At 40.9% G+C, this 19,691-nt stretch carries 21 protein-coding genes and 1 tRNA gene; 10 read left to right on the plus strand and 12 right to left on the minus strand.

The window, feature by feature from the left end; all coding sequences use genetic code 11:
* Complete coding sequence (locus AC5FX4_RS10480; RefSeq protein ID WP_493606343.1) at positions 1 to 2,421, minus strand: methyl-accepting chemotaxis protein; 2,421 nt, start codon at positions 2,419 to 2,421, stop codon at positions 1 to 3.
* Positions 2,422 to 2,585: 164 nt separating this feature from the next.
* On the opposite strand from AC5FX4_RS10480, the gene AC5FX4_RS10485 reads away from it, so the two are divergent.
* The 3 genes from AC5FX4_RS10485 to AC5FX4_RS10495 are packed head-to-tail and all read left to right on the plus strand — an operon-like array spanning position 2,586 to position 4,789.
* Positions 2,586 to 3,572 (plus strand): cytochrome-c peroxidase, encoded by a 987-nt coding sequence (locus AC5FX4_RS10485; RefSeq protein WP_493606344.1) that lies wholly within the window; start codon positions 2,586 to 2,588, stop codon positions 3,570 to 3,572.
* Between the two features lie 9 nt (positions 3,573 to 3,581).
* The gene (locus AC5FX4_RS10490; protein ID WP_493606345.1) at positions 3,582 to 4,190 is read left to right on the plus strand and encodes a cupredoxin domain-containing protein; all 609 of its coding nucleotides are present in this window, start codon (positions 3,582 to 3,584) and stop codon (positions 4,188 to 4,190) included.
* An 8-nt stretch (positions 4,191 to 4,198) separates the two neighbouring features.
* The gene (locus tag AC5FX4_RS10495) at positions 4,199 to 4,789 is read left to right on the plus strand and encodes a cytochrome P460 family protein (protein WP_493606346.1); all 591 of its coding nucleotides are present in this window, start codon (positions 4,199 to 4,201) and stop codon (positions 4,787 to 4,789) included.
* A 336-nt stretch (positions 4,790 to 5,125) separates the two neighbouring features.
* On the opposite strand, the gene AC5FX4_RS10500 is transcribed toward AC5FX4_RS10495, so the two are convergent.
* The 4 genes from AC5FX4_RS10500 to AC5FX4_RS10515 form a co-directional block, all read right to left on the minus strand.
* Positions 5,126 to 6,328, minus strand: a complete 1,203-nt coding sequence (locus AC5FX4_RS10500) for an IS256 family transposase (protein ID WP_493606347.1) — start codon at positions 6,326 to 6,328, stop codon at positions 5,126 to 5,128.
* Positions 6,294 to 7,169 (minus strand): hypothetical protein, encoded by an 876-nt coding sequence (locus AC5FX4_RS10505; protein ID WP_493606348.1) that lies wholly within the window; start codon positions 7,167 to 7,169, stop codon positions 6,294 to 6,296. The genes AC5FX4_RS10500 and AC5FX4_RS10505 overlap by 35 nt, the downstream gene beginning before the upstream one ends.
* Before the next feature lie 62 nt (positions 7,170 to 7,231).
* Positions 7,232 to 8,065, minus strand: coding sequence for a CvfB family protein (locus tag AC5FX4_RS10510; RefSeq protein ID WP_493607806.1), 834 nt, complete (start codon positions 8,063 to 8,065; stop codon positions 7,232 to 7,234).
* Positions 8,062 to 9,384 carry a DEAD/DEAH box helicase gene (locus AC5FX4_RS10515; RefSeq protein WP_493607807.1) on the minus strand — a complete coding sequence of 441 codons (1,323 nt, stop codon included), beginning with the start codon at positions 9,382 to 9,384 and terminating at the stop codon, positions 8,062 to 8,064. Before AC5FX4_RS10515 ends, AC5FX4_RS10510 begins: the two co-directional genes overlap by 4 nt.
* Positions 9,385 to 9,604: 220 nt before the next feature.
* Between AC5FX4_RS10515 and trhO the strand changes: the two genes are divergently transcribed.
* The 5 genes from trhO to bamJ all read left to right on the plus strand — a co-directional run bounded on the left by trhO (position 9,605) and on the right by bamJ (position 12,385).
* Positions 9,605 to 10,591 (plus strand): oxygen-dependent tRNA uridine(34) hydroxylase TrhO, encoded by a 987-nt coding sequence (gene trhO, locus AC5FX4_RS10520; RefSeq protein WP_493606349.1) that lies wholly within the window; start codon positions 9,605 to 9,607, stop codon positions 10,589 to 10,591.
* A 154-nt stretch (positions 10,592 to 10,745) separates the two neighbouring features.
* Positions 10,746 to 11,117, plus strand: coding sequence for a hypothetical protein (locus tag AC5FX4_RS10525; protein ID WP_493606350.1), 372 nt, complete (start codon positions 10,746 to 10,748; stop codon positions 11,115 to 11,117).
* Between the two features lie 68 nt (positions 11,118 to 11,185).
* Positions 11,186 to 11,276: transfer RNA gene (locus AC5FX4_RS10530), tRNA-Ser, on the plus strand.
* A gap of 51 nt (positions 11,277 to 11,327) precedes the next feature.
* Complete coding sequence (locus AC5FX4_RS10535) at positions 11,328 to 11,696, plus strand: hypothetical protein (RefSeq protein WP_493606351.1); 369 nt, start codon at positions 11,328 to 11,330, stop codon at positions 11,694 to 11,696.
* Between the two features lie 71 nt (positions 11,697 to 11,767).
* Positions 11,768 to 12,385 (plus strand): BamJ family beta-barrel-assembly machinery protein, encoded by a 618-nt coding sequence (bamJ, locus tag AC5FX4_RS10540; RefSeq protein WP_493606352.1) that lies wholly within the window; start codon positions 11,768 to 11,770, stop codon positions 12,383 to 12,385.
* 589 nt (positions 12,386 to 12,974) lie between these two features.
* Here bamJ and AC5FX4_RS10545 read toward each other — a convergent pair.
* Both AC5FX4_RS10545 and AC5FX4_RS10550 read right to left on the minus strand, forming a co-directional pair.
* On the minus strand, positions 12,975 to 13,322 hold the full coding sequence (locus AC5FX4_RS10545) for a hypothetical protein (protein WP_493606353.1): 348 nt from the start codon (positions 13,320 to 13,322) through the stop codon (positions 12,975 to 12,977).
* Positions 13,323 to 14,317: 995 nt separating this feature from the next.
* Entirely contained in the window at positions 14,318 to 15,439 is a 1,122-nt protein-coding gene (locus AC5FX4_RS10550; RefSeq protein WP_493606354.1) for an ISAs1 family transposase, read from the minus strand.
* Positions 15,440 to 16,016: 577 nt separating this feature from the next.
* Between AC5FX4_RS10550 and AC5FX4_RS10555 the strand changes: the two genes are divergently transcribed.
* Positions 16,017 to 16,943 carry an alpha/beta hydrolase gene (locus AC5FX4_RS10555; RefSeq protein ID WP_493606355.1) on the plus strand — a complete coding sequence of 309 codons (927 nt, stop codon included), beginning with the start codon at positions 16,017 to 16,019 and terminating at the stop codon, positions 16,941 to 16,943.
* A 93-nt stretch (positions 16,944 to 17,036) separates the two neighbouring features.
* Entirely contained in the window at positions 17,037 to 17,372 is a 336-nt protein-coding gene (locus AC5FX4_RS10560; RefSeq protein WP_493606356.1) for a zinc ribbon domain-containing protein YjdM, read from the plus strand.
* 83 nt (positions 17,373 to 17,455) lie between these two features.
* Here the strand turns inward: AC5FX4_RS10560 and AC5FX4_RS10565 are convergent, their stop codons facing one another.
* From AC5FX4_RS10565 to AC5FX4_RS10585, 5 genes are read right to left on the minus strand one after another with little or no spacing between them, the layout of a single operon-like run.
* A complete protein-coding gene (locus AC5FX4_RS10565; RefSeq protein ID WP_493606357.1) occupies positions 17,456 to 17,785 on the minus strand; it encodes a TusE/DsrC/DsvC family sulfur relay protein in 330 nt (109 codons plus the stop codon).
* 3 nt (positions 17,786 to 17,788) lie between these two features.
* Entirely contained in the window at positions 17,789 to 18,058 is a 270-nt protein-coding gene (locus AC5FX4_RS10570) for a DsrH/TusB family sulfur metabolism protein (protein WP_493606358.1), read from the minus strand.
* The gene (gene tusC, locus AC5FX4_RS10575) at positions 18,055 to 18,411 is read right to left on the minus strand and encodes a sulfurtransferase complex subunit TusC (protein WP_493606359.1); all 357 of its coding nucleotides are present in this window, start codon (positions 18,409 to 18,411) and stop codon (positions 18,055 to 18,057) included. Before tusC ends, AC5FX4_RS10570 begins: the two co-directional genes overlap by 4 nt.
* Complete coding sequence (tusD, locus tag AC5FX4_RS10580; protein WP_493606360.1) at positions 18,408 to 18,761, minus strand: sulfurtransferase complex subunit TusD; 354 nt, start codon at positions 18,759 to 18,761, stop codon at positions 18,408 to 18,410. Before tusD ends, tusC begins: the two co-directional genes overlap by 4 nt.
* Positions 18,762 to 18,816: 55 nt before the next feature.
* Positions 18,817 to 19,482: a Bax inhibitor-1/YccA family protein gene (locus tag AC5FX4_RS10585; protein ID WP_476294249.1), complete on the minus strand. Its 666-nt coding sequence runs from the start codon at positions 19,480 to 19,482 to the stop codon at positions 18,817 to 18,819.
* Between the last annotated feature and the right edge of the window lie 209 nt (positions 19,483 to 19,691).

Consider the following 19,691-nt stretch of genomic DNA (forward strand, 5'->3'; position numbering starts at 1 on the left):
TTACTCGTCAAAGAATAGGTACAGCTCCTTGATTGCTTTACGTTCGTTATCGTTTCTTGGCAAGAATTCGAGACCATAATATGTATGCTCAATATCGTCACCTTGTTGCCAGACAACGCGAGAGGCTACTTTAAGAGGAGATTGGCCCATATAAGCTTGATAGCTTTTTTTGGGAACATAAAATACGAGCGTAACTTCTGAATCTACTTCAAGTTCTTGGTTTAATTGGTTGCTTAACGTAATTCCGCAACCTGTACAGCTAAGTTCGCGTGTAATTGTTGAGTGTTTATTAGTTTGTTGAATGACTTCAACTTTCACCTTGGCTTCTAAGCGTGTTGAACTTCTTTGTTCCTCTGTAGATAATTCACGTAAGCCATCGTTATCAAAATTAAAACCATCCATCAGTTGATTAACTAATTCTGATGTAACGTATAAATCCCCACCGATCATAGATACCATTTGAGCTTTTTCAGCATTTTGCTGAAGTGAACTAAATAAATGCTGTAACTTAATTTGCATCTCATGCATTTGCTCGCTCTGTTGATTTGAGCGTATAGATACTAGCTGATTAACAGAAATAATATTGTCTATTGTTTTGGTCATTGAACGCAAAGTATTACCACTATCATCAGAACGAGATTTGCTGACATTTACCTGTTCAATAATGTCTGACATTAACCTAATAACGTCAGCGACCTTTGTTATGAGTTGTGATATTACAACTCTAATTTCGTCTGTTGAACTAGCTGTTCGTTGTGCTAAGTTTCTCACTTCATCTGCTACAACTGCAAACCCTCGGCCTTGTTCACCAGCCCTAGCTGCTTCGATAGCAGCATTGAGAGCTATCAGCGCGGTTTGATCTGCTACGGTTGATATGGCATCGGTAACAGATTCTATTTCCTCACTAGCAAGCTTTAGCTCTTCCACCTCTTTGGAGGCTAGCTCTACAACTTCTACCGTTCGATTCATTTCTGTCAGGTTATTATTGACTGCTGTGATCCCTAAATCAGCTTGTATTTTAGCTTCTTCTAACACCTTTTCACTATCACTAATAGCGGTACTAGACTCAATTAACAAATCCATAAATGATTCAGTTACTCGCATTACGTCTGAGTAACTTTCGTTTTCCTTTTGTGCCACAACCGTTATCTCAGAAGCTATGGCCGCCACCTGATGAGCAGAATGACCGACTTGGCGAGACTGACGTTTGACCGTAGATATGGCCGTTGATAACGATAAAGTCATATGATTAAAACTCTCAGAAAGTTGGCCTAGCTCGTCATTGGTGCGAATATCAAAGTAGTCATCTTGCGTTGTCAGATTACCTCCAGAAATATTATGCGCTCTTTTTAGTAGTTGCTGGACTCTTAGCTTTAACTTTTGGCTGAAGGTAATACTAACTGTACTGGCAATTATTACGGTCAAAATGGAACTAATAAAAATAATTGTGAGCATATCTGTAAGTGATGAATCAGTATCTTCAATCCCTTTTTGAGACACATTGACGACATGCTCACTGAGCGAATCTAGTTTCTCGAATATTCTATCGGTTAATGGGCTTACAGTCGTTCTTAAATGATAAATTGCGAAGTTAGCTTGTTCACTCGCTTGTTTTTCAAATGCCATAATCGTAATGGGTGCGAGTTTTTCCCTTTCTTTACTATAGTTTTGCCAAAGCTGTAATTGTAGAGGGGTAAATGCATCTTCGTAGTCATCTTGAACCTCTGTAAAGGCATCACTATTTAAAATCCATGCTTGATCAAAGCCATCTATATTTTCTTTATCCCGAGTTAATAAAAAAGCACGCAACTCTGAGATAGCGGTGGCAAAGCTAATCTGCGATTCAACCAATAATTGGTTTAGCTCTGCTTTTTCTTCGTCATCGGCGTCTTCCGCCATGTCCATTTCTGAGATCTTAGAAAGTAACGAGAGCATGGATGTAGCAAGTGGAATTGCTTGGGTAACTAATAGTTTTACAGCGGGTTCATTGTCAACTGTGTTGGCAATATTAGAAATAACTTGTTGTTCTTTTTTCAGCGATATCAGAGCATCATAAATCTCAGTCAGTACTTTCGGAGAAAACCCTGTGTTAACAGCCAACTTTTCAATACTTTGATAATGGATAAAAACATCATTCCATGCTTTGTTCTGTTGAGCAATTGCGTTACTTTTTGAGTTTGGATCATTACCTGTAATGATCTGATCCTTTAAAGAAGTCGAAGACTCTAAAATACTGCGCCTCAATTGTGAGTTGGCCTTTACAAGGGGAATCGAAGTATTAGAGACCGAAGTAAAGTTGTTTCCTATTTTTGTGGTCGTCAAGTATACGAAGAAATTACTAAATATGCCGAGAAAAGTAATAATTGCAAAGGCTAAAAGCATCTTTGCGCCGATACTATAAGAGGAACGCGAATTTATCATTTTATAATATCTCTAATTAATTCAATTTATTAGGGCGTCGATGTTCATGCGAACCTACTGAGTTTAAAAAACCGCAACTTTTCTTTGATTTATCGCTAAATATAGACAATCCTTGATTGAGGTCAATTAATCTGATTAACAATTTGGCAAAAAGGGGTTTATACATGAACTCAAAGGTGTATATGTTGTTTTTATGTATTTTGAGTTTTATCTCTATGAATTTGAATGCTTCAAATGAGAGTTTAACGATAAGTACACCTGACGTGGATGACATCGAATACCCGGATGATGAAGAGCATAGTAAGGCGGAAATTAATCTAGGTAAACTGCTCTTTTTCGACCCCAGATTATCCAAAAACCAAAATCAGTCTTGCGCAACTTGCCACAACCCCGAGTTAGGGTTTAGTGACGGCGTCGCTAAAGGAAATGGCAGCAGTGGTGCAATATTAGATCGAAATGCCCCCCATTTATACAACTTAGCTTGGTCATCTATATTCTTTTGGGATGGCAGAGCTTCTAGTTTAGAAGAGCAAGCGCTCGGGCCACTTGTGTCCGACGTTGAAATGCAAATGACACCAGTAAAGGTACTAGAAAGACTGAATGACGTACCCTATTATGCAAAAGCTTTCGATGATATTTATGGTGAATTAACATTTGAAAACGTAGGAAAAGCGATAGCGGCTTTTGAAAGAACGATTATTAGCGACAACTCTGCGTTTGATAAATATTTGGCGGGTGATACGCAGGCAATGTCCCCGTCTGCGATGAGAGGTCTGCAGTTATTTGTTGGAAAAGCAAGATGTGATAAATGTCACGATGGAGCTAATTTTACCGATGATAGTTTTCACAATATTGGTATTGGAGATAAAGACGAAGGGCGTTATAAGGTTAATAAAAATAAGAATATGATAGGGGCGTTTAAAACTCCTGGCTTGCGCAATATCATCATGAGTGCTCCTTACATGCATGATGGATCATTGGGAACATTAGAAGAAGTGGTGGAACATTACAATATTGGTGGAATTAAAAATAAACACCTGAGTCCACTTATTAAACCACTTAATTTAAATGCACAAGAAAAAGCGGATCTGATCGCATTTATGGCTGCTTTAACCGATCCAATAATCATTGAACGTCCCGTTTTACCCTAAGGAGGAAATATGATGTTTAAGTCTTTTATGTTGTTTTTTATGTTTTGTTCATTTGGCGCCTTAAGTGCGACACTTACTGGAACTTTAGAGTTTGTGAAGAAACCCTCGTTTGTGGGAATTATTTACGCTGAAGGAGGGGTTGGCCCAGCAAAAGCACAATTAGATCAGTCAAACAAAGTTTTTGACAAGAAAATGATTGTCGTTGGTAATAATGGAGAAATCACGTTTAAAAACTCCGATAGTTTTCAGCACAATATTTTTGCAAATGACCCTAAAACAGGTGTGAAATTTGATGTAGGACTAATGAATGAAGGACAAAACTCAAACGTGACAGTCAATTGGGCTGATAATACTTTGACAAGAATAGGATGTAAGATCCATCCAAAAATGCGAAGCTACATTGCTAATGTTAATAGTGACGCTTATCAAGTATTACCCTTTGAGAAGAAACAAAAAACTTATCCGATTAAGCTGGAAGCTGGAAATCACACCAAATTTGTACTTCAAATCCCTAAGTATGATCCTGTCGAAGTAGAGCTTAAATCAGGAGAACAACAATCGGTTGATGTTCTATACAAAGGTAAAAAGAGAGCAACACTTACATTACAGCTACAATAGGAAAGTCAATGAAAGTTATATACTATTTAGCGCTATGCATTGGTATTTGTGCATCAGGAAATGCGCTTTCGGGGCCGTTTGATGTTTATCCGTTTAAAATTCCTGAGCAATATCAATCACAACTAAAAAACTATCGAACAGATTGGCATAGAGTAACGGGATTTGAGCATTCGGGGCTGCATTGGCAGCAGTTCATTTTAGTGTTTATTAATAGGCAGCCTGAGGTATATGAACGTAATTATATGGAATACCTTAGGTATTATCAGGACTATGATGAAGACGAAGAAGAATTATCTCCCCCAGAATTTAAGCACTATAGTGCTGGTACGATTGTGTTAAAAGAAAACTTTTCTGCTCAATCAGGCTCGCCACAAACAGCGCTCACAGTTACGATGATGCTAAAACGTGAAAAAGGCTATTCTCCTGAATTTGGTGATTGGGAATATGCGCAGTTTGATAGAGAGGGTAATGTGCTACTTAGAGGTAAAGGGTCTCAACCAGAAATAAAAAAAGCATGTGCAGATTGCCATTCAAGTATCGCGGAGCGAGATTATATTTTTGCTAATTTTTTCTCTCGCAATAGAGTTGGATCTAAATGAATGGAGTGGGCTAAACCGGTCCATAAAAAGTACTCGTTGTAGTATGCAATTTAGGAGCTTAAACGCTCAATTGTTGATATTTTAGCGGCAAATTATATACATGTTGTAACGTTGATAGATATTTTTGAGAGTCATCGCAAAGTGCCGATGTACCCACAACAACGAGTTCTTTAATCTTTAGTTGATGATTTTGAGGCCAGTGAGCGTAATCAAGCAGTTGACCTAATGCTTCGCGAATACAGTGTTTAACCGAGGTGTATGATTTAATTTCGTAAATATGATGGCCGTGTGGCTGTTTGACGAGGGCGTTCAGAATTCTGTGTCAGCTAATTTTGGCTAGATATCTAAGACATCATCCAAGCGCCCATCAAAATGAATCGCCAGTTGAGACAATGTCATATTCCAGTTTTGAATTGGCATTGTCCATTTCTTAGAAGCATTCAATATCCCAGCATACAGTAGCTTAAGCAAGCTGTTTTCGTTTGGGAAGCCACCTTTCGTCTTGGTCAGTTTACGGAACTGGCGATGTACAGCCTCAATAGCGTTCGTGGTATAGATGGCCTTGCGAACGTACTCTGGATACTTAAAATAAACGGACAGGTTTGCCCACTTGTTTCGCCAAGAACGGAGCACTATCGGGTAATGTTGACCCCATTTGGACTCTAAACGCTCAAGTTCCATCTCTGCTGCTTCTTTGCTCACAGCGCGGTAAACTGGTTTTAGATCAGCCATGAACTCCATTTGATGTTTGGAAGCGACGTACTTCATAGAGTTGCGGATCTGATGAATAACGCATTGCTGAACTTCTGTATTTGGGTAAATAGTTGCAATAGCTTCAGGGAAGCCTGTCAGGCCATCCACGCAGGCTATCAGGATATCTTCAACGCCACGGTTATGCAGATCCGTTAGTACAGATAGCCAGTAGTTCGCGCCTTCTGACTCGGATAGATACAGACCAAGCAGCTCCTTCTTGCCTTCGACGTTTAAGCCTAAGATAGTGTACACCGCTTTGCTGACATAGCGGCCATCTTCCTTAATTTTGTAGTGGATAGCATCAAGCCAGACGAACGGATAGAGCGCATCTAATGGTCGTTGCTGCCATTCTTTCAATTCGGGTATCAAACAGTCGGTAACGCCTGTGATGGTAGCCTCAGAAACGTCAATGCCATACATATCTTCAACATGGCCGCGGATATCACGATAGCTCATGCCAAGCGAAAACATGGATAAGATCTTGCGGTCGATCTCATCAGTTAACTTAGTCTGGTTTTTCTTAACTAGCTTTGGCTCAAATGAGCCTGCACGGTCACGCGGGGTATCCAGTTCGAAAGTGCCCACTGAAGACTTAACGGTTTTCTTACTAGAACCATTTTTACGGTTAGGCTGCTCGTCATCTACAAGGTGCTGTTCCAGCTCTGCTTTTAAGGCAGCTTCGGTGATCTGTTTGATAAGAGGGGTTAAGAAGCCATCTTTGCCTGTCAGATCTTGCCCTGACTGAAGGGCTTTAATGGCTTGTTCTAAATCGAAGTCTTTGGTCATGTGTCATTCCTGTTTTCTTAATGATACTGAAATGACACAGATTTCTAAACACTACCTGTTTGACCAAGGCGTCGCATTGCATTGCTCGGCCTAGCTTCTTTTCCATTGATACTGCCGCTTCACCGAATTGTGCAATTAACTGTGCTTCTAATATATCGCTTAAATTATTGTGTTTTAAATTTACGCTCACGGTTTTTGCACATACTTGATATTCAGTTTTAAGCTTTTTGTTAACGCGCTCAAGGCCTTTAAAAACAAAGCTTTCGTTTGTGTGGCTCAGAGTTTGACTTTCAGCAAAAATATACAATGTTAGTAGGCGGTCAAAGGTGTATAGCAGATCACTTAGTTCAAGTTTGTTGAGTGGTACATATTTACCAAGAAAAATAAATTGGTTAGGCCGAATTAACGCGTCATCTATCACAAATGGGCTGTGCAGTGCTTGGTGTTCATCACTGTTGTAAGTCATGGTTAAATCACCGAGCGAACTGATATGATTGATTAAAAACTGATTAAAGCGATCAATGCTTGGGCGCAGTTGCTTCCATGGTTCTGGTGCATTTTGGCTCGGCTCCATATTAAATGCCACGCCATATCTGACCAGCACTTGTTGCTTATGATGTTCAATGCCAACATTAAATTGCAGCTCGCTTCTGCCACCAAAATGAAAGCCCCAACACCCATTATCATCCACGGTACTGGTGCTGCTTTGGCTAACGCGAAAAATATTATTCTGAGGTACCTTTGAAAGGTTTTTCAGGTGCTTACGCAAGGTTTGTAACTTGCCGATTTCGTATTCATGCTTGTGTGCTTCAATCTGCGCAACCAGGTCAGAGGTTTTCATGATGATCCTTATACATAAGCGGTGTTTGACATTAAAAAGGTGAGCTAGGCTCACCTTATAAATCAATCTTTTAACGAAATCGATTTGGCTTCAATATCAATTTTGCCTTGTTTAAACAGCCCACCAATGGCTTTTTTAAAGTTGGCTTTACTGGTTGAAAATGCTTTTTTGATTTGTTCAGGGTCTGATTTGTCGCCAAGGGCTAATCGACCGCCGTTGTCTTTAAGTGCTTGCATAATTTGCTCGCCCAAGTCGACTACTTTGCCCATACCTGGTTTGTCTAGCACGACATCAATTTTACCATCTTCGCGAACAACTTTAATGTAGCCTTTTAATTTTTGACCTATAAACATGCGCTTAAATACAGTGTTAAAGAATACCACGCCGAAGTGTTGTTCATTGATAATAACCTTGTAGCCAATATCGGTTTTAGCTGCAACGATAATGTCCACTTCTTGGAACTGTTCATAACTTGGCTCGGTTTTATTAACAAACTTATTGAGGTTGCTTGAGGCACATAAACGCTGGCTGGCGTTATCTAGGTAGAGCTTAACTAAGTAGCTATAGCCTTCACGCATTTTGGGTTTTTGTTCGTTAAACGGCGCTAGCACGTCTTTGTCGATGCCCAAGTCCATAAATGCGCCTACGTTACTGATCTCTTTAACACGTAGCAGTGCAAAGTCGCCCACCTGTGCAATGGGAGTTTTAGTGGTGGCAGTAGGGTGGCCTTGTGCGTCTTGGTAAATAAAAACGCGTGCGCTATCGCCTTCTTCCAAGTGATCTTCAAGTTCTTTGGCTGGCAAAAATACTTCGCCCAGCTCTTTGCCATCAAGGTAGGCGCCTTCAGCGCATATTTCGCTGATCATGAGTGTTTCAATACGACCTAACATGTTTATTCCTCAGATGGCTTAGGTTTACGGCGCAGCGGTGCCGCACCGTCTACGTCAAACGGTGCCGGAATGGCTTTTTTAACTCTTGGTTTTGGCTTAACGGCTTTTTTAATTGGCTTTTTAGCAACCGGCTTGTTTACTGTTGGCTTAGCGGTTTTTGGTTTGACTGGCTTGAAGCCTTTAAATTTGGCCTCTAGGCCTTCAACGCTGGCAAACTCTAATTTATCGCTTAGGTAGTTTTTGATAGCGATATAGCTGTTCCAATCTTTTGGACCTACCAAAGAAATCGCGGTGCCTTTAAAACCCGCACGGCCTGTACGGCCAATTCGGTGTACGTATTCTTCGGCTTGTTTTGGCAAGTCAAAGTTAATGACGTGGGTCACGCTCAGTAAGTCGAGCCCGCGAGATGCTACGTCAGTGGTTACAAGCACTTTAAACAATCCACGGCTGAACGCATCCATAATATCAAGGCGTTTGTTTTGCGCCAAATCGCCTGCAAGGGCAGTGGCTTTAACACCTAACTCGTTCAGTTGCTCGCTAATGCGCACTGTATCGGTACGGGTTGCGGTAAAAATGATGCACTGACCCACCTCGTCTTGCTGCACAAAATGCTTTAGCAACGCATCTTTGTGATCTAAATGGTCAGCAAAATAGAGCGTTTGTTTAATATCGCCGTGTTGCTGGTGGGCGTCACTCAAAATGATTTTTTTCGGGGAACGCAGTAAATTACGAGAAGTCACTTCAACCTGTGCGTGATCTAGGGTTGCGGAAAACAGCAAGGTTTGACGCAATCTATGATTTGCTTCATCGTTAATTTTATTAAGCTGATCAGCAAAACCTAAGTCGAGCATACGGTCAGCTTCATCAAAAATCAGTAACTCAAGACCGCTTAATTGCAACGAACGTTGCTCAAGGTGGTCGCCAATACGCCCCGGTGTGCCAATCACGATGTGTGGATCTTTGCGCAGTGCTTTAACTTGATCGTTGAAGTTTTCGCCACCTAAAATTTTAACCACGCTAATGCTGGTGCCTGCAATAAGCAAACGGCATTGGGTGAAAACTTGCGTTGCCAACTCGCGGGTAGGGGCGATGATCAAAACGCGCGGATCGCGCTTGCTCAATGCTTTTTGTTTCATAACGCGGTGAACGGCGGGCAACAAAAACGCTAAGGTTTTACCAGAACCTGTCTTGGACTGTGCGAATACATCATGCCCAGCAATAGCCGTTGGTACGGCCTGAGCTTGGATCTCAGTAGGCTCTGTGATCCCTTGATGGGCAAGTTGTTTTTCGAGGCGAGTTTCTATGCCTAATTCGGTAAAGTGCAAAGCGTTTTTCTCCAAAACTGATTTTCTATAAGACCGCGTATTATAGCAAAGCATTGCTTCGCTCTCCTAGCATTAAAGCGTTTTGCATCAGTGTTTTTGCAATTAAAGTAAAAATCCGTACAATGCGCGCTCTAGCGCCGGATTTACGGTCCGGTAAGTGTGCTTTTGGCGTTGTGCTTAATGCCCTAAGCGAAGTGAAAGCTGAAAATTAGGAAAACTTATGTCTAAACCATTTGTGGTTTGTGCCATGTATAAATTCGTGTCACTGCCAAACTTTGAACAAATTCGTCAACCCCTTCACGATGTAATGGAGCAAAATGAAGTACGTGGTACTTTATTGCTTGCGGCTGAAGGTATTAACGGTACTGTTGCGGGTCAAAGAGAAGGCATTGATGCACTTCTTGCGTGGCTAGATAAACAGCCGGGTTTAGATAACATTGTATTTAAAGAATCGTACGATGAAACCTGTCCGTTTTACCGCACTAAGGTAAAACTGAAAAAAGAAATCGTGACCATGGGCGTACAGGGCATCGATCCACTGAAAGTGGTGGGCAGCTATGTGAAGCCAAATGAGTGGAATGACCTAATCTCAGATCCTGAAGTGGTTGTTGTTGATACACGTAACGATTACGAAATTGAAATTGGTACGTTCAAGCATGCTATCGATCCAAACACCAAAACTTTCCGTGAATTTCCGCAGTGGGCAAAAGACAATCTAGACCCAAGCAAGCACAAAAAAGTGGCTATGTTCTGTACTGGCGGTATTCGCTGTGAAAAATCAACAGCGTACATGAAAGAGCAGGGCTTTGAAGAGGTGTATCACCTAGAAGGCGGTATCTTAAAGTACTTAGAAGAAGTACCAAAAGAAGAGTCGCTTTGGGAAGGTGAGTGCTTTGTATTTGATAACCGCGTAGCGGTTGACCACGATTTACAAAAAGGCTCTTACGAGCAGTGCCATGCGTGTCGTATGCCTATCACTGAAGAAGAAATGCAACGTGAAGAATATATGGAAGGCGTATCTTGTCACCATTGTCACGATAGCCTAACAGAAGAGCAGCGCGCACGTTTTGCTGAGCGTCAAAAGCAAATTCAATTAGCGCAAGCACGTGGTGAAGGTCATATTGGTCACGATGCACAAGAAACCTTACGTCAGCGTAAAGAAGCTAAGCAAGCACAAAAAGAAGCGCAAAGACAAAAAACGGCTTAAACGCATCTAAATTAATTATCCTTGAAAAGCCTCAACTTATAGTTGGGGCTTTTTTGTTGCTTTTGCAACCAATGTCATGCTTTCGTACGGTTGTATTCTGGTGTGTATATTTGTTAGTCTAATTGTGTATTTTATAACAACAATAAACGCGGTTATGGGTAACTTATTTCTGAGAGAACGGGAGCGCTGGTGGGTTTGGCTTATGTGGGGGTTACTCGGCGGCCTAACGAGCGCGTATTCACTGAGTTTATCAACGCAGCCTATGATAGGTTATTTGACGCCCTGTGCCATTGCCGCGGCATTGGCGATTTGGATGAACTACAGTAAGCGGTTTGAGTTTTTTCGCGCATTCAAAATTTTACTGCTGGTTGCCACCGTTTCATGCATGCCACCTTTGTTTAATCTCTTAGTGCCATTTCAAGCGCTGACGTTAGTCGTAATTAAAAGTGCCGCAATTCTTATCGTTTGTACAATATTTAGTCTTGTATGCGCGTGGTTTGCGAAAAGACCCAAGCAATATTATTGAATTTAACAAAAAATTAGACTTAGCCCTTTACAGCGTAACTGAAAACCACTAATATGCGCGCCAACAACGGAGAGATGGCTGAGTGGTCGAAAGCACCGGTCTTGAAAACCGGCAAGGGTTAATAGCCCTTCTAGGGTTCAAATCCCTATCTCTCCGCCACCTCATTCCCAAAACCGCCTTTACGGCGGTTTTTTTCGTTAGGAGGCAGTAATGTCAGCATTAGTCGTAAAACACGCTAGTTTGTGGATTGTATTTGGCTTCTTTTATTTGAGTGGGTTAGAAATGGCGTTACGCTTGGCCATTGACGGCCAACAAGATCCAACACTGCCCAAAACACTTGGGCTGACCTTTCTATTTAGCTTACTTGTTGCGCATTTAATACGAAAGTACGAAAAATTATGGCCGATGCTTGCTTCAGTTGTTATCAGCATGACGGGCATTGTTGGCTTTGGTTATTTCTTTACCCAACGCCTTGCGCAGTACAGCTTTGAACTTGGTTTAGGGTTAGCTGTCAGCTTGCCACTGGCAACCTTGTTAGTTGGAAAAATCAAGCTACCTCAAAGCGAAGCGGACAAGTAAGTCCGTTTAAACTCATAACTGGCTATGTTACACTGCGCTCGTCTTTTAATAGAAACAAAGTGAAATAACTTATGTCAGATTTATTTAATACAGATGCTGAAAAAGCAAGCTACGGAATTGGCTTACAAATGGGTGAGCAACTAAAAGCGAATCCATTTGAAGGTCTTAATTTGCATTCAGTATTTGAGGGAATGAAAGACGCATACGCTGGAGACGCGTTCCGTGTTGAGATCCCTGAGATCCAAGCTGCATTCGAAAAAATCAACGCTGAAATTCAAGCGCGTCGTGAAGAAGAAGCAAAAGTACTCGCTGCTGAAGGCGTTGCATTCTTAGAAGAAAACGCAAAGCGCGCTGAAATCACCGTGACTGAGTCAGGTCTTCAATACGAAGTAGTAAACACAGGCGAAGGCGACAAGCCGTCTGCTGATTCAAAAGTACGTGTTCATTACCACGGTACACTAATCAACGGTACAGTATTCGACAGCTCATACGACCGTGGTCAGCCAGCTGAATTCCCAGTAAATGGCGTGATTAAAGGTTGGACTGAAGCACTACAACTAATGACTCCAGGTTCAAAATGGCGTTTATACATTCCACACGAACTTGCATACGGTGAGCGTGGCGCTGGTGCATCAATCGCACCTTTCTCAACGTTAGTATTCGATGTTGAGTTATTAGAAGTTTTATAATTCTTGAACTTGTGATGGAATGAACTTCACTTATCGGCGTAATGCCTGTTAGTAAGTGAGTTTCTTCAGTTTTAAAATCCGATATCAGTTTTACTGTTGTCGGATTTTTTATGTGCTTATTTCAAGCGTTCGATTCAGTTTATCTGAGCTAAAAGCGCTTATGAAGAAAAACACCAACATCACATGTCACTGTTTATTTAAGCAGTTGCCATTCGCTTGGCTGAATATACGTATTGTCTGCCTCTTTAATTATAGTCTTTAAGATGGTGCTAATTCCTTTAGTAAAGAGCAGAAGCTTGCGCTTGAAGTGAATGGTATAAGCCGTAAAGTATTGGATAAAGCTAGAGTTTCATTGGATGAACATTCCAAACGTCCATAGTTAGGTAAAATGCAGGAAAAGGGCAATCCTAGATTTATTGTCAGTGGCTAGGTGGGGTTTGAGCGACGCTTACAAATGAACTGTGGTGCTTGTGACCTTAATGAGATTGTTGGTTATGTGCTTATGGGTAGATAGGAATCTTGACATGCATCTCGTAACTAAAAAAGCACCCAAATGGCTATTTATAGGGCGCTTTCTAATTAAGCTAGATTAAGCTGGGTGCACTGAGCCAATATAATCAGCGACACCATCAGTACAGTTTCTGCCGTCATCCCCGTCAAATTCTTCAAGAATATATACTCTGACCCTTTCTCTAGAATCTAAGGCCTCAGCCAGTTTTTCTAAGATGCTACCTAAGCGACGATCCTGATAGGACAGTTCCATAGGATCGTAGATTGCGCCTGAATATGGGCTGTGTGCTTTAACGACAACACCGGATGGTGTGTTTGTTATGCTGTCAATTCGAGAAACACAATAGCTTCCAGCCTCGGCATCAAATGATAGTAAAGAAGTTGAGCAAAGGGCGGCTAGGGCCACTACATTAGTAAAAAGTTTCATGATATTCCTTTAAGTAAATTTTATTTTCAGTTTCTTATATTGAATGCAGTTGCATTCCACGGAGAACTTACCGTAGTAAAGTTTAAAATATGTTACATAAAGTTAATTGGGTTGCTTTTTTGTTTTTTTATGAGCTAGCGCATTTTTATTTTCAGCCCTTTACTGGGACTTTTTGTAATTCAAACCGTTGCTTATATTATGTCGATATAAATGGTCGCTAAAAAAGTAAATTTAATATGAAAGAATTAAGTGGTAAATCCTGAGTAGATGCTCTTACTAAAAAGTAACTGGCGGTACTTAATAAGGCAATTGTGCAAACAATATGTCAACATTTGAACACAGGTCATCTTAGCTAAACATACAGTATCCATCGCAGCGCGGCGTTGTTTTCGTCGTACGCTGGCTTTTAAGGTGGTCTCTCTTTTTAATTGATTCAGTTCTACATGCCTGAACGAGCTGAAATTTTCAGCCGCATGATGCCGATTTATTGGGTAGTTGCCCTCTGTGAATGAGACGTCAAGACCCCTGTGCAATTGATTCTCAACAGCTCCGTGGCTAAGTACTTGCTTATTTTTGCTTTAGTCTATTTTCACAAGTGCATCCCAGAAATTTCGTATATAAAATATGAAAATATCAGACAAGCCCTTTTTCTTAGTTCATTTAATCTGGCTAATGTAGATATGAAAACACTTCGTCTGAAATATGAATGATTAAATTAATATGGTTTTAAGGTCTGTATGATTCTTAAGCTTGAGTTGATCTAGATAAAATATTTGCGATTTTATCGCTTTTTGTAAATATAAAAACCTGCTATCTTTGCTGCAAAATTTGTAACTAACTAAAGGAAATTACGATGTTACTTAAGTTAAATAAAAAAGCAGTTAAAAGCCTTAACACTTCTTCAAACAAGCTAGCTTCTGGGCAAACACCACAAGTGGCGGGGGGGACTAATCTCGATACACTTATGTGTTTACCCAGGGCAAGAGCATGAAAAATCACTTGCTATTCAATACCTTTTCTAGATAGCACTCGTTTCTAGCTGCTTTTAGCTGTTTCGCGCGTACACCTTTGTTAAAGGATGTCTCTTTCTTCAATAAATTCAATGCAATATGTCTTACACCAGCCAACACTTCTGCTGCTCCGTCGCGGCGTATACGGCAACCATCTTCATTCATTGCCACATCCAAACACCAATGAAGACTGTTCTCAATATACCAATGTGCTCGCGTGGCTTCTGCTAGTCTTTGCGCACTCAAGTTCGCTGAGCTTATGTAATATCGATATGTTAATTCACCTTGCTGTTGGTTATCCGATTTACGGTAAGACACTATCACGCCTACACTTTGTAAATTGGGCCAGCTAGCACTTGCGGGAATTTGAGCCATATCATGGCAGACAACAGCCGCTCTGAATTCTTCTCGACCTCGTTGATAATCTACTTCACTTAATAAGCTATCAGTCGCTATCTGGCGTGATATTTCTGGTTGCAAGAGTTGTTTCACTTGTTCAAATAAGTTGCCCTGATTGGCTTTGAGAGCCAGCAAGTAATCTGCTTCTTTTTCTACAATTTGCTTTGCAATTTCCTTTTGGCAGCCCATCGCATCAATCGTCACTAAGCAACCTTTTAGCTCTAGTAACTGTAGCAACTCTGGGATTGCGGTGATTTCATTGGACTTCGAGTCGGTCTTGCATTGACCTAACGTTACGCCATTTTCGCAGGCAAACGCACTGACAATGTGGATCGCATCTTTTCTATCTGGCTGTTTAAATGAACCTTTTAGCCTTTTTCCATCAATGGCAACCACACTGCCGTCTGTGAGTTCACTACAGCTGTGCATCCATTGAGAAAAACTGGCTTGAAACTGGGTCATATCGATACGGCTTATAACCCTTGCAATCGTGTCATGCCGAGGCACACCGTTCGATAGTGCTATAAATTTACGTAACCAAGATAGCTTGTCATGGGCAAAATCTTCAATTTCTTCCCAACCTTGGCAACCTGCGATCACGGCACTGATAGTTAGAAACAGAATATCGAACAATGTATGTTGTACTTTGCCTTGCTGGCGTGGGTCATCAATTGAAGAAAAGTGTTCGAACAACTTATTGGCTGACATAATTGTGCTGCTTAATCTGAAAAGCAGTATAAGATCATAAAATTATGTCAAGGTAAAGTTCATGATCTTGCCCTATGTGTTTACCAACTCAGCAATGCCCACAAACGTGGCAATGTGCTTAAGGGTGTTTAGCTAGTCTTAGTCGAACAGCAGGCCTTGTCTGGCCTGCTATGATCCACTGATTTGAAGGTTTTTTATAAAGTGGTTGCTTGTCGAAATTATTCGCTTATCTATGTTTAATTTATTCTACTTTCACACAGTTAGGTGTTACCGTGCTGTATTAAAGCCCGATTGTATTGTGACCAATTTTTTATATTTTTTTCCATCTTAACTATTAGGTTGTTGGGTCTGAAGATCCGATCGCACTCAGCCTGAAACATTCTCATAAATTAGGAAATAATGCCTGTTGAGCACTGTATTCCCGTTAAATCTATTTAGCGTTCAAAAGCATGCCAGATTATACACTTGTATTCTGGCGCTTTGGCATAGACCGTACGCAAGTTAGCTTGCTGTATATATATACATGCTTCTAAATTCATGTATTATTGCAGCCTAATTATCTCTGTTAATAGTAATCATGATCAATCACTTAGAACTGGGTATACGAACATTAGTTGAAGAATTTATTGCTGATGGTAAGCCATGTGCTTCACAGCAGAGTATTGAAGCAAGGCGAGAAGGGTATATTGCAAGTACCACGCTAGCGGGGAGCAGTCCCGTCATGGCTGAGGAATTTGAAGATGAACTTGGCGGTATAAAAGTTAAAATTTATAAACCACTCAATGCGATAGACTTGCCTGTAACGGTATACTTTCATGGTGGCTGTTTTGTTAGTGGTGGCTTTAAAACCCATGAACAGCAACTTAGGCAACTCGCTGCTTTGTCAAAAACCTTGGTTATTTGTATTCAGTATCGCTTGGCGCCAGAGCATATTTATCCCGCTGCACATGACGATGTTTTTGAAGCAGTTTTAAACATTCAAACACACGGACATAAATATGGTGCTAATACGGACAATATCGTATTCGTGGGCGACAGTGCGGGCGGACAGCTTGCGCTTGCGACATCTATGCGTTTAAAAAACAGCAATCTTCGGCTGCCAAAAAAACAAATACTAATTTACCCCATGTTAGATCCGTTTGGTGTATCCAACAGTTACAAAGAAAATGGCACTGATTTTATTATTACCGCGCAAATGTTGCTGTCCGGTTTTGCATTGTATGGTGGCTCACAAGAGCAACTTAAAAATACGCCTGAGCTTAATTTATTGGATGCCGATTTAAGTAATTTGCCTGTTACAACGATTATTACAGCGGAATTTGATCCCTTGCGAGATGAAGGTGAACAGCTCTACAAAAAGCTTTTGTCTCATGGGGTTGAAGCATATTGTCAGCGGTACTTGGGTGTTATCCACGGTTTTTATCAGCTTTCAGGAGTATCTGGCTCTGCGCGCAAATGTATTGAGTATATTGCTCAAGAAATAAATACAGTGGCCGCGAATTAGTCCCAGTATTGTTTTGTAGTGTTATAATCGCGTGCAATTGTGCCACACCTTCAAGGGGAGGTGTGGGTAACTCGAATAAAATAACGGTAAATTATGTCTCTTCCTCCTTGCCCGAAATGTCAATCAGAATACGTCTATCAAGATCAAACAAACCTTATTTGCCCCGAATGCGCACACGAGTGGAACCCATCTGAAGTGAATAATGATGATGTTGTGCATGTAAAAGATGCCAACGGGGCACTACTTGCCGATGGTGACAAGGTGACTGTGATCAAAGATTTAAAAATTAAAGGCAGTTCACAAGTGATTAAAATAGGCACCAAAGCCTTGATTAGACGCGTGCTTGATAAAAAAGACCATGAACTTGACTGTAAAGTTGATGGTGTGGGCGAAATGATGGTCACGGCTAAGTTTGTTAAGAAGGCATAATTAACTACTCAAAGCACACAAGAAAATTTTAAGACGCTCATGTAGCACACAATGTGATGGCATGAGCGTTTTTGTTTATGAAATCAAATACATCTTGCTGGTTTTGGCAGCCCGGCGATTTTGGTTGCCTGTTTAGCGGGGCCCTTAGGAAACAGTTTATACAAATACATACTGTTGCCTTTGTCTTCCCCAAGTGCTTTAGCCATTGCTTTTACCAGCATACGAATGGCGGGGCTGGTGTTATATTCTTCGTAAAAGTCGCGAACGAAATTAACCACCTCCCAGTGGGCATCAGACAGTGTAATGCCTTCTTGCTCTGCGATTATTGGGGCAAGCTCTGGCGTCCATTGTGTATGATCGAGTAAGTATCCTTGCTTGTCGGTTTCAATGGATTGATTGTTTATTTCTAACATAATTTACCAAGTAATTGATTTTTGGGCGTTATCGATTAATTCCACCCATTGAAGATCATTAATGCCTGTAACATCATTAGCGGGGAGTCCCCTTGCTGTCGCGCAGTCTAACAATACATAAATCGATTTAGAAAACGATTTATATGAGCGGATGTCATAGCATGCATCACCGGTGAGCAGCACAACGTCATTATCTGCAATTAGGCTACTTAACTCACTACCAAGATAGTACTGCACGGGTTTTGAAAAAATGTGGACCGTATTGATTGTCATAGTGTCACCACATAATCTTGTTGCTGTAAAAGTGCTCGCTGCTTTAGTTTACTTAGAGCTGTGACATCAATGGTGAGCTGTTGGGCATCCAAACCATAATGTAGTAGGGCATCTTCACATACATAAACCTGTTCAACGTCATATATTTCAAGCGTTTTTATGGTCTTGAAAAAATCTTTAAGCCCCAAAGGAGCCGCCGACTGTTCGCTTTTCAAAGCAAGTACTGCACTGCCTGTTAAGAGCCAAGACACATTTTGATCAATGGCGGCGTAGATAAGTGTTGTATCTAGCGCATCACGTAGTTTTAAACCATCGAATGGGCTACTTTGGCTGATCACTAAAACATTCTTCATTTAAATTGCACCCATTTGTCAGCTTTGGCACTCAACATTGCAAACTCAGCAAGCCCTCCAACTTTGAAAGGCGCTGTATTATTCACATCGATAGCGCGTTTTTCAGCTGCAGTAACACACAAAAGTAAGGGGATGTTTAAGTCTGCAAGCGCTTGCCAAGTGGCTTTAACATCAAGCTCGTCGCTTGGTAACTGTAGATAAGAAGATGCATGGCTCACGGCATCTTGATATAAAAAGATACAGTCAATTGTGTGGCCACTTTGTGTGGCTGCATGTGCAAAACGAGATAAGCTCATCAAACTATGTTGATCAGCAACCCCAGTATGCAACGATAAAACGAATTTACTCAAAACACACTCATAAAAAAAGCCCCAATAAGGGGCTTATTTTACCAGAACAAACTGGTTAGTCATCACTTGCACCCAAAAGAGCAAGTAATGAAGTAAATAGGTTATAGATATTAAGGTACAAGCCAACAGTTGCTAATACATAGTTAGTCTCGCCACCGTTAATGATACGGCTTGTATCATATAGAATGAAGCCAGACATGATTAGTACAACAGCGGCGTTCAGCGCCATAAATGCAACGCTGCTACCAATAAATAAGTTAACTAGGCTGGCAATGATAACCACAATTAAACCAACAGTTAAAAAGCCGCCCATAAAAGAGAAGTCTTTTTTAGTGGTTAATGCATAAGCCGATAGACCAAAAAAGATAAGCGCAGTTGAACCCAAAGCCTGCATTATCAGCATACCGCCGTTAGGCATCGCTGCGTAGTGGTTAAGCAATGGTCCTAAGCCAAAGCCCATAATACCAGTGAATAAGAACACTAAGCCAATAGCCGAAGACGAGTTTGCTTTTTTATGAATAACAAAAATCAAACCTAAACCAATAAGAGAGCATACAAGGCCCGTAAAACGAGGTAGAGCCATCGTCATTGAAATACCTGCAGTAATGGCACTGAATGCCAGTGTCATTGCAAGAAGGAAATACGTATTCTTTAGTACCTTGTTAGTTTCAACTGTCGACATGACCGGTTTAGCGGCACCGTACGAGTGATTGAACGCCATGGTTAAACTCCTTAGTGAACAAATGTTCCAATAATTAAACTGGGTTAAGACTACCAATAGTTATATGGTTGAGCAAACATTGTCGATCAAATAGAGTGCCATTTTTAGCAAAAGTTCCCTATAACTCGTTTGGTTTGGTGTTCTTTTGCTCAAATGTGAGGTTTTTTGAGCACTTAAACGTTTTTTTGAAAAAAAAGCTTCACATTGGC

This window comes from Pseudoalteromonas sp. ATL1 (genome assembly GCF_058933015.1).

Excerpts from the sequence above, each read along its gene's own strand:
- AC5FX4_RS10480 (WP_493606343.1), bottom strand. The coding sequence starts at position 2,421 with ATGATAAATTCGCGTTCCTCTTATAGTATCGGCGCAAAGATGCTTTTA.
- AC5FX4_RS10485 (WP_493606344.1), top strand. The coding sequence starts at position 2,586 with ATGAACTCAAAGGTGTATATGTTGTTTTTATGTATTTTGAGTTTTATC.
- AC5FX4_RS10490 (WP_493606345.1), top strand. The coding sequence starts at position 3,582 with ATGATGTTTAAGTCTTTTATGTTGTTTTTTATGTTTTGTTCATTTGGC.
- AC5FX4_RS10495 (WP_493606346.1), top strand. The coding sequence starts at position 4,199 with ATGAAAGTTATATACTATTTAGCGCTATGCATTGGTATTTGTGCATCA.
- AC5FX4_RS10500 (WP_493606347.1), bottom strand. The coding sequence starts at position 6,328 with ATGACCAAAGACTTCGATTTAGAACAAGCCATTAAAGCCCTTCAGTCA.
- AC5FX4_RS10505 (WP_493606348.1), bottom strand. The coding sequence starts at position 7,169 with ATGAAAACCTCTGACCTGGTTGCGCAGATTGAAGCACACAAGCATGAA.
- trhO (WP_493606349.1), top strand. The coding sequence starts at position 9,605 with ATGTCTAAACCATTTGTGGTTTGTGCCATGTATAAATTCGTGTCACTG.
- AC5FX4_RS10525 (WP_493606350.1), top strand. The coding sequence starts at position 10,746 with ATGGGTAACTTATTTCTGAGAGAACGGGAGCGCTGGTGGGTTTGGCTT.
- AC5FX4_RS10535 (WP_493606351.1), top strand. The coding sequence starts at position 11,328 with ATGTCAGCATTAGTCGTAAAACACGCTAGTTTGTGGATTGTATTTGGC.
- bamJ (WP_493606352.1), top strand. The coding sequence starts at position 11,768 with ATGTCAGATTTATTTAATACAGATGCTGAAAAAGCAAGCTACGGAATT.
- AC5FX4_RS10545 (WP_493606353.1), bottom strand. The coding sequence starts at position 13,322 with ATGAAACTTTTTACTAATGTAGTGGCCCTAGCCGCCCTTTGCTCAACT.
- AC5FX4_RS10550 (WP_493606354.1), bottom strand. The coding sequence starts at position 15,439 with ATGTCAGCCAATAAGTTGTTCGAACACTTTTCTTCAATTGATGACCCA.
- AC5FX4_RS10555 (WP_493606355.1), top strand. The coding sequence starts at position 16,017 with ATGATCAATCACTTAGAACTGGGTATACGAACATTAGTTGAAGAATTT.
- AC5FX4_RS10560 (WP_493606356.1), top strand. The coding sequence starts at position 17,037 with ATGTCTCTTCCTCCTTGCCCGAAATGTCAATCAGAATACGTCTATCAA.
- AC5FX4_RS10565 (WP_493606357.1), bottom strand. The coding sequence starts at position 17,785 with ATGTTAGAAATAAACAATCAATCCATTGAAACCGACAAGCAAGGATAC.
- AC5FX4_RS10570 (WP_493606358.1), bottom strand. The coding sequence starts at position 18,058 with ATGACAATCAATACGGTCCACATTTTTTCAAAACCCGTGCAGTACTAT.
- tusC (WP_493606359.1), bottom strand. The coding sequence starts at position 18,411 with ATGAAGAATGTTTTAGTGATCAGCCAAAGTAGCCCATTCGATGGTTTA.
- AC5FX4_RS10585 (WP_476294249.1), bottom strand. The coding sequence starts at position 19,482 with ATGGCGTTCAATCACTCGTACGGTGCCGCTAAACCGGTCATGTCGACA.